General features: G+C 32.6%; 7 protein-coding genes. 5 read left to right on the top strand and 2 right to left on the bottom strand.

From position 1 onward, the window contains the following. Nucleotides 1-331: transposase (locus Q428_RS06890; protein ID WP_035379437.1), on the bottom strand; the 331-nt coding region annotated here is incomplete at its 3' end. A 262-nt stretch (nt 332-593) separates the two neighbouring features. On the opposite strand from Q428_RS06890, the gene Q428_RS06885 reads away from it, so the two are divergent. Next, the gene (locus Q428_RS06885) at nt 594-1,475 is read left to right on the top strand and encodes a ParA family protein (RefSeq protein ID WP_035379435.1); all 882 of its coding nucleotides are present in this window, start codon (nt 594-596) and stop codon (nt 1,473-1,475) included. 17 nt (nt 1,476-1,492) lie between these two features. Further along, the gene (locus Q428_RS06880) at nt 1,493-2,134 is read left to right on the top strand and encodes a hypothetical protein (RefSeq protein ID WP_035379433.1); all 642 of its coding nucleotides are present in this window, start codon (nt 1,493-1,495) and stop codon (nt 2,132-2,134) included. Between the two features lie 128 nt (nt 2,135-2,262). Here Q428_RS06880 and Q428_RS06875 read toward each other — a convergent pair whose 3' ends face one another. Beyond that, entirely contained in the window at nt 2,263-3,423 is a 1,161-nt protein-coding gene (locus Q428_RS06875; protein WP_035379431.1) for an MFS transporter, read from the bottom strand. Between the two features lie 316 nt (nt 3,424-3,739). Between Q428_RS06875 and Q428_RS06870 the strand changes: the two genes are divergently transcribed. The 3 genes from Q428_RS06870 to Q428_RS16540 all read left to right on the top strand — a co-directional run bounded on the left by Q428_RS06870 (nt 3,740) and on the right by Q428_RS16540 (nt 6,451). After that, a complete protein-coding gene (locus Q428_RS06870) occupies nt 3,740-4,930 on the top strand; it encodes an ABC transporter substrate-binding protein (protein WP_035379429.1) in 1,191 nt (396 codons plus the stop codon). 210 nt (nt 4,931-5,140) lie between these two features. After that, entirely contained in the window at nt 5,141-6,031 is an 891-nt protein-coding gene (locus tag Q428_RS06865) for a branched-chain amino acid ABC transporter permease (RefSeq protein ID WP_035379427.1), read from the top strand. A 3-nt stretch (nt 6,032-6,034) separates the two neighbouring features. Then, nucleotides 6,035-6,451 carry an ABC transporter permease subunit gene (locus Q428_RS16540; protein ID WP_341349013.1) on the top strand — a complete coding sequence of 139 codons (417 nt, stop codon included), beginning with the start codon at nt 6,035-6,037 and terminating at the stop codon, nt 6,449-6,451. The last annotated feature ends 8 nt before the right edge of the window (nt 6,452-6,459 follow it).

Below are 6,459 nucleotides of genomic sequence, written 5' to 3'. Positions count from 1 at the left end.
TTTCACTCTTTACCATTTTGCTTTTAAATCTGTCTTGAAATAGATGTCCATGTCTTTTATGTCTGTGATTGAAATATTGTGCATAGGAGAAGTTTATGCTGTGCATAATCCTTGAAATATCTGCTCCGTTGGCATCTATTATTAAATGAAGATGATTATCCATAAGGCAGTAGCCATATACTCTAAATTCATAGGTTTTTTGATATTTTTTAACTAGAGCTAAATAGTTGAGCTTATCCTCATCATCCTTAAATAAATCAACTTCGCTAATGCTTCTTGCCATTACATGAAAAATGGCGTCTTCTGTTTTTTGTCTTGCTAACCTTGGCATAAGAAAACATCTCCCTTCAAAGTTTATTTTAAATTAGTATTTCCTTTGAAAGGGGATGTTATTCATTGGTTCTGAACAACACTTATATGTCCCGTATTTTTAGAATAAAAATAAATTACTAGAATTTTAAAGATAAGTCTTATAGCTGCTTATAGCAGATATAAGGCTTTAACTTTACTATTTATAAATTGCAAATATGTTAATTTTTTTTTTCTTTGTAACATATAATTTATGTGGATTAAATTTTTTATATGGAGGTGCCATGGGGAAAATAATAAGCGTTATAAATCTAAAGGGTGGGGTTGGGAAAACAACTACAACTGTTACTTTGGCTCAATTTTTAGCTGGGGAGTATGGTAAGAAGGTTTTGGTAATTGATTTGGATCCTCAAACAAATGCAACAGTAATGTTAATTGAACAAAATAAGTGGAAGAAAGCAAATGATGATAGAAATACTATACATCAAATGTTTAGTGATAAATTGTCTGGAACAAAACATTTCGATCTTGATAAATCTATTATTAAAGGGGTATCTAATGTAGGTGGTGGTATTAAAAATCTACATCTTTTGCCCTCAAGTGTAGATCTTATTGAAATTCAGGATAAACTAGCTTACATAGTGCAAACATCAACTTTTACTCAAAATCCTATTACAGTATTAGCATCATACTTAAACCAGCAAGTAATTGATTCCTATGATTATATTCTTATTGATTGTCCTCCTAATTTAGGTACGATGACATTAAATGGGATTTATTTAAGTGATTATTATTTGATTCCTGTAATACCTGATATACTTTCAACCTGGGGAATTCCGCAAATATTGGATAGGATAACTAGATGTGCAAATGATATAAAGCAAATAAATAGGGGGTACGATATCAAGCCACTTGGCATTATTATCACAAAGTATAGAAGTAATAATAGAATGCACAGAGAAACTACTCAGGATTTAATCTCAAGGGGAAATAGGGGAGAGTATCCAAAGGTATTTAATAATATTATTAAGGAAACATCAAAGGTTTCAGAAGCTGCAGAGTTAAGTATCAGTGTTAATAACTTGAAGCAGAAATTTGGATATCAAAGGGAAGTATACGAAGCATTTAAAGGACTTACATGTGAGTTTATACAAAGAGCAAAATAGCTATGGGGGATTTTAAGATGAATAAAAAAGAACAAATTAAAAACTTATTTAAGGAAGGTAAATCGATAGAGGAAATGGTGGCTTTGGGATTTAATAAAAAGTATATATTACAGATAATAAGGGAATGTAAAAATAATGGTCTTAGAAGCAATGAAAATCAAATTAAAGATGATGAACAGTTAAATTCAAAGAGGCAGATTGATGATCAGGAAGATAGAAATTATGAATATGATGGCAATGAGCAATTTATTTTAAATAATATGAATGATATAGAACAATTATTGATATGCTTAAAGGAGAATATCCAGAATATAAGTGATATAGAGTTTAAAGTTAAGTTAAGTTGGAAGAATGGAAGAAAAAAAAGCAAGAAGTCAGCAAAATATCAAATTAATAATGAATCTATAATGAATCCGATTGATTTTTATAGAGATAATGGGGTAAAAGAACTAGAAGATGCATTATATAGAATTAATTTAGAAGAGTTAAAGATTATATGTAAACAGTATGCCCCTGATCCAAGGGGATATGCATATAAATGGAAGGATAAGAAGAAAATAATCAATTATATAATTCAACGTGTTGGAAGTTTAGCGAAAAATGGAAGTGTTTTTTACACTGTAAATACATTTAATTTAGATAGTAATCAATCAAAATGATAAGGGACATATAAGTGATGTCATAAATAAATAAAAACATCTCTCTTCAAAGTTCATTTTGAAATTTATATTTCCTTTGAAGGGAGATGTTATTTATTTAGTTGAAATATATGTCACAAAGACAAGAATTATTTTAATGCTTTTTTTACAGTATATGTTGCAATAAAAGACACTAAAAGCATTGCAATAGAAGCACCGATAAATACGTAATTGTAATTGTTGTATAAGTTAATTATTTTGCCATTCACACTTGTTCCAATAGCTCCACCTACAAACATGTTGAATGAGGCAAGTGACATGGCTGTACCCCTAAGGTTTGGCATAGTTTCTTGTGATGTTGAAACCAAAGTTGATTGTAGAGAAACAAAGGCTAAACCAAATCCAAACAAAGCAATAACTATTAATGCAGTGTTTGATGTGGCTGATAACAGATACAAGGATAATGAACCAAGTAATCCTAAAACTAAAAGGAATTTATTTTGAAGTTTTGAACGAAGTTTTGGAGCAATTCTTCCACCAACAACTGTTGCAATTCCAAAGGAAGTTAAAACAATACCAACGATTAATATATTAAATCCTGTTTTAGATTGAATGAGTTTTCCAGTGTATGTGAAACTGCCAAACACGCTGAATCCTACAAGCATAATAGTTGATACAACAGCTACAAGCTTTCCATTTGAAAGAGCTTGTTTATATACACTAGTTATATTTAACTTATTAATTTTTCCTGGAAGTTTTGGTAGTTTCTTTAACATTATTATAGCTAGAATAAATTCACCTAGACCGTATATAAAGTAAACTGCTCTCCAAGAACCAAAGTAAGCTAAAACACCACCAATAAAAGTAGCAGAAGCACCTCCTAGGAACATCATCCCCATAACCTTACCTATTGATTTTTGTCTTTCTTGAGGTTCAAAAACTTCACCAACAAGTGCCATAGTTACTGGGAAAATACCTGCACCAAAGGCACCATTTACGGCTCTAAAGAATACTAGTGATGGTAAGTTAAAAGCAAAAGCTCCTAACATACTGAATATTGCAGTACCAAATGCAGCTATATTTATTATTTTCGTTTTTCCAAACCTATCTCCAAGTGGTCCAAATAGAATTGTAAATAGGCCAAAAGACAGCATATATGCAGTAACAGAGACTGCAGCTGTGGTTAATGTAAGGTTCAGGTCTTTTGCGATATTTATAATAAGTGGAGCAGCTGCATAGTTATCTCCATTTGCTAAAAAAGCCATAAGACCAAGAACCCCGATGATAGTTTGCTTATCTTTATTAGTCAAAGTAACACCTCCAATATATAAGAAATTAATTAAATAATAATATCATAATATTACGATATAACAATTTATTGATTTTGTCAATAGATAAAAATGTCAGCCATATTACTTATAACTTTTAAGTGATATGGCTGATTATTTTTTAATTAAAAATTGCATTAAAATACTATATATATGCTTATATAATTAATTTTATGAATATTTTGCAGAAACATTTTTTAAATTATTCATATTTCTGAATATTTTGATAAATATATAGACTTTGATGGTAAAAATTGATAATATATAATTATTAAATATTTAAAAAAGGGGGAGGAAGATGAAAAAAATTTTAGCTTTGACAATTGCTGTTGTTTTGACATTTGCTATGTTTACAGGATGTACAAGCAACACATCTACTTCAGGTAAAGACGGTAAGGTAATTAAGATAGGTATTTTTGAACCAGCATCAGGGCAGAATGCTGGTGGAGGAAAGCAGGAAGTTCTTGGTATGCGTTATGCTAACACAGTTACACCAACAGTAACTATAAATGGTGAAACCTATAAAATTGAACTAGTAGAAGTGGATAATCAGTCTGATACCAGCAAGGCAAAAACAGCTGCTCAAAAACTTGTTAGTGAGAATGTTTCAGTAGTACTTGGCTCTTACGGTTCAGGTGTTTCTATTGCAGCTGGCTCAATATTCAAGGATGCAAAGATTCCCGCAATAGGAGCTTCATGTACAAATCCTCAGGTAACATTAGGAAATGAATATTATTTCCGTGTTTGTTTCCTTGATCCTTTCCAGGGAACTGTTATGGCAAACTTCGCAAAGGAAAAGGGATGCAAGAAGGCAGCAGTTTTAACACAGGCAGGAGATGACTATTCTGCAGGTCTTGGCAACTACTTTGCTGAAGCTTTTGAAAAGGCTGGCGGAAAAGTTGTTAAGGCTGATTTCCAAGGTGGAGAAACTGACTTTTCAGCAATAGTTTCTAATTTCTTGAAGGAGAATGTAGATGTAATATTTGCTCCATCATCAATTGAAACTGCTCCCCTTATTATCAAACAGGCAAGAACAGCTGGAATAAAGTGCCCAATCATGGGTGGAGATACTTGGGAAAATGAAACTATAATAAAAAATTCTGGGGATGCAGCAAAGGATATTTACTTATCCACCTTCTTTGATGAAAATGATACTTCCAACGCAGCTGCAGCTAATTTCGTTAAAGGCTTTAAGGATTTCTTAAAGGCAGATCCAAAGAACCTAACAAATAATGGTGGAACTGAAGGTGTTGCAGCAGTTTCAGCCCTTGGCTATGATGCATATATGGTTGCTGTTGAAGCTATTAAAGCAGCTAACAGTGTTAAAGGCGAGGACATATGTAAGGCAATATCAAAAGTTAATTATAATGGGGTTACAGGAAACATAACATTCGATTCAAACGGAGATGCCAATAAGTCAATGGCATATATAAAGACAATAGAAAACGGTGCATTCAAGTTTTTAAGAACTCAATCAGTACAAAAGTAGAACGTTGAAGGTTATTAAAATATGCACGGTTGGTAATATATTTACCTACTGTGCTTATTATTTAAGATATAACAATTGAAGACTTTTACTTAGTGAAAGAATAATCCAATAAGAGACTTGCAGTTTTTGACATATAATCCAGGAGGGTCTGGCAAAAAGTTTCAGTAATTCTTTCACCTTTACTCAACTATATGGATGGAGGTTTTCTCTATGCAAAATTTATCTTATTATTTACAGCTTCTGCTGTCAGGGGTAACTGTTGGCAGTCTGTATGCCTTAATTGCAATAGGTTATACAATGGTTTACGGTATATTAAGACTGATAAACTTTGCCCATGGTGATATTTTCATGATGGCTGGCTTTTTTATGATTTATATTGTGTCTTCAGGAATACCAATGTATATTTCAATTCCATTAGTGTTGATTCTAACAGTAGTTTTAGGCGTTGTTATTGAACGTGTGGCATATAAACCATTAAGAAATGCTCCAAGAATGTCAATAATGATATCGGCAATAGGGGTTTCATATCTTTTACAGAATTTCGCAACATACTTTACAGGAGGATTGGCAAAGCCATATCCTACAATACCCTTCATATCTAATGGGATTACTGTTTTTGGGGTATCAACAAAGGTTATAACAATAATTACTCCTATTCTTACAATACTTTTGGTTATTGCCCTTGTAATTTTAATTAAACGTACAAAAATAGGTATGGGAATGCGTGCCGTGTCAAAGGATTTTGAAACCTCACAGCTTATGGGGATTAAAATTAACAGTGTTATTAGTATGACATTTATAATAGGTTCATTCCTTGCAGCTGTTGGCTCTATTCTTTATTTCTCATATTATGAGCAGGTAACTCCAACTATTGGGGCCATGCCTGGACTCAAGGCATTCGTTGCAGCCGTATTCGGAGGTATAGGTTCTATTCCAGGGGCTGTAATAGGTGCATATATAATTGGTGTCTGTGAAACTTTTATAAAATCAAATAGCGATTACTCAATATTCAGTAATGCTTTTACATTTGCATTATTAATAATAATATTAGTGCTTAAGCCAAACGGTTTGTTTGGAGAAAAATTATCGGAGAAGGTGTGAGATATGAAGAAAGGAACAAAATTAACAGCATCTTTAATTCTTACAGCAGTGCTTGTAGGTTTTTTACTCTATATTGATAATTCTTCGTTAAAGAGCTCCATGCTTTCAACGGTTCTTCAAAAGGGTGCCATATATGCACTAGTTGCTGTATCAATGAACCTGCTCAATGGTTTTACTGGATTATTTTCACTGGGACAGGCGGGCTTTATGCTTATAGGGGCATATACCTATGCAATATTAACTATTCCCGTAGCACAGCGTGCATCAGTGTATCAGTACTTTGGTGGGGGAATAGTACAGTTTACACTTCCAGTACCTGTTGCAATAATAATTGCAGGACTTATGGCGGGGTTGACAGCATTTTTAGTAGGGCTTCCTGTATTAAAGCTAAAAAGTGACTATCTTGCCATGCAACATTAGGTTTTGCG

This window comes from Fervidicella metallireducens AeB, from assembly GCF_000601455.1.
Classification (GTDB): Bacteria; Bacillota; Clostridia; order Clostridiales; family Caloramatoraceae; genus Fervidicella; species Fervidicella metallireducens.
The sequence above is the reverse complement of the archived record's forward strand: the minus strand, read 5'-3'. Positions and strand labels throughout refer to the sequence as shown.

Excerpts from the sequence above, each read along its gene's own strand:
- Q428_RS06885 (WP_035379435.1), top strand. The coding sequence starts at position 594 with ATGGGGAAAATAATAAGCGTTATAAATCTAAAGGGTGGGGTTGGGAAA.
- Q428_RS06880 (WP_035379433.1), top strand. The coding sequence starts at position 1,493 with ATGAATAAAAAAGAACAAATTAAAAACTTATTTAAGGAAGGTAAATCG.
- Q428_RS06870 (WP_035379429.1), top strand. The coding sequence starts at position 3,740 with ATGAAAAAAATTTTAGCTTTGACAATTGCTGTTGTTTTGACATTTGCT.
- Q428_RS06865 (WP_035379427.1), top strand. The coding sequence starts at position 5,141 with ATGCAAAATTTATCTTATTATTTACAGCTTCTGCTGTCAGGGGTAACT.
- Q428_RS16540 (WP_341349013.1), top strand. The coding sequence starts at position 6,035 with ATGAAGAAAGGAACAAAATTAACAGCATCTTTAATTCTTACAGCAGTG.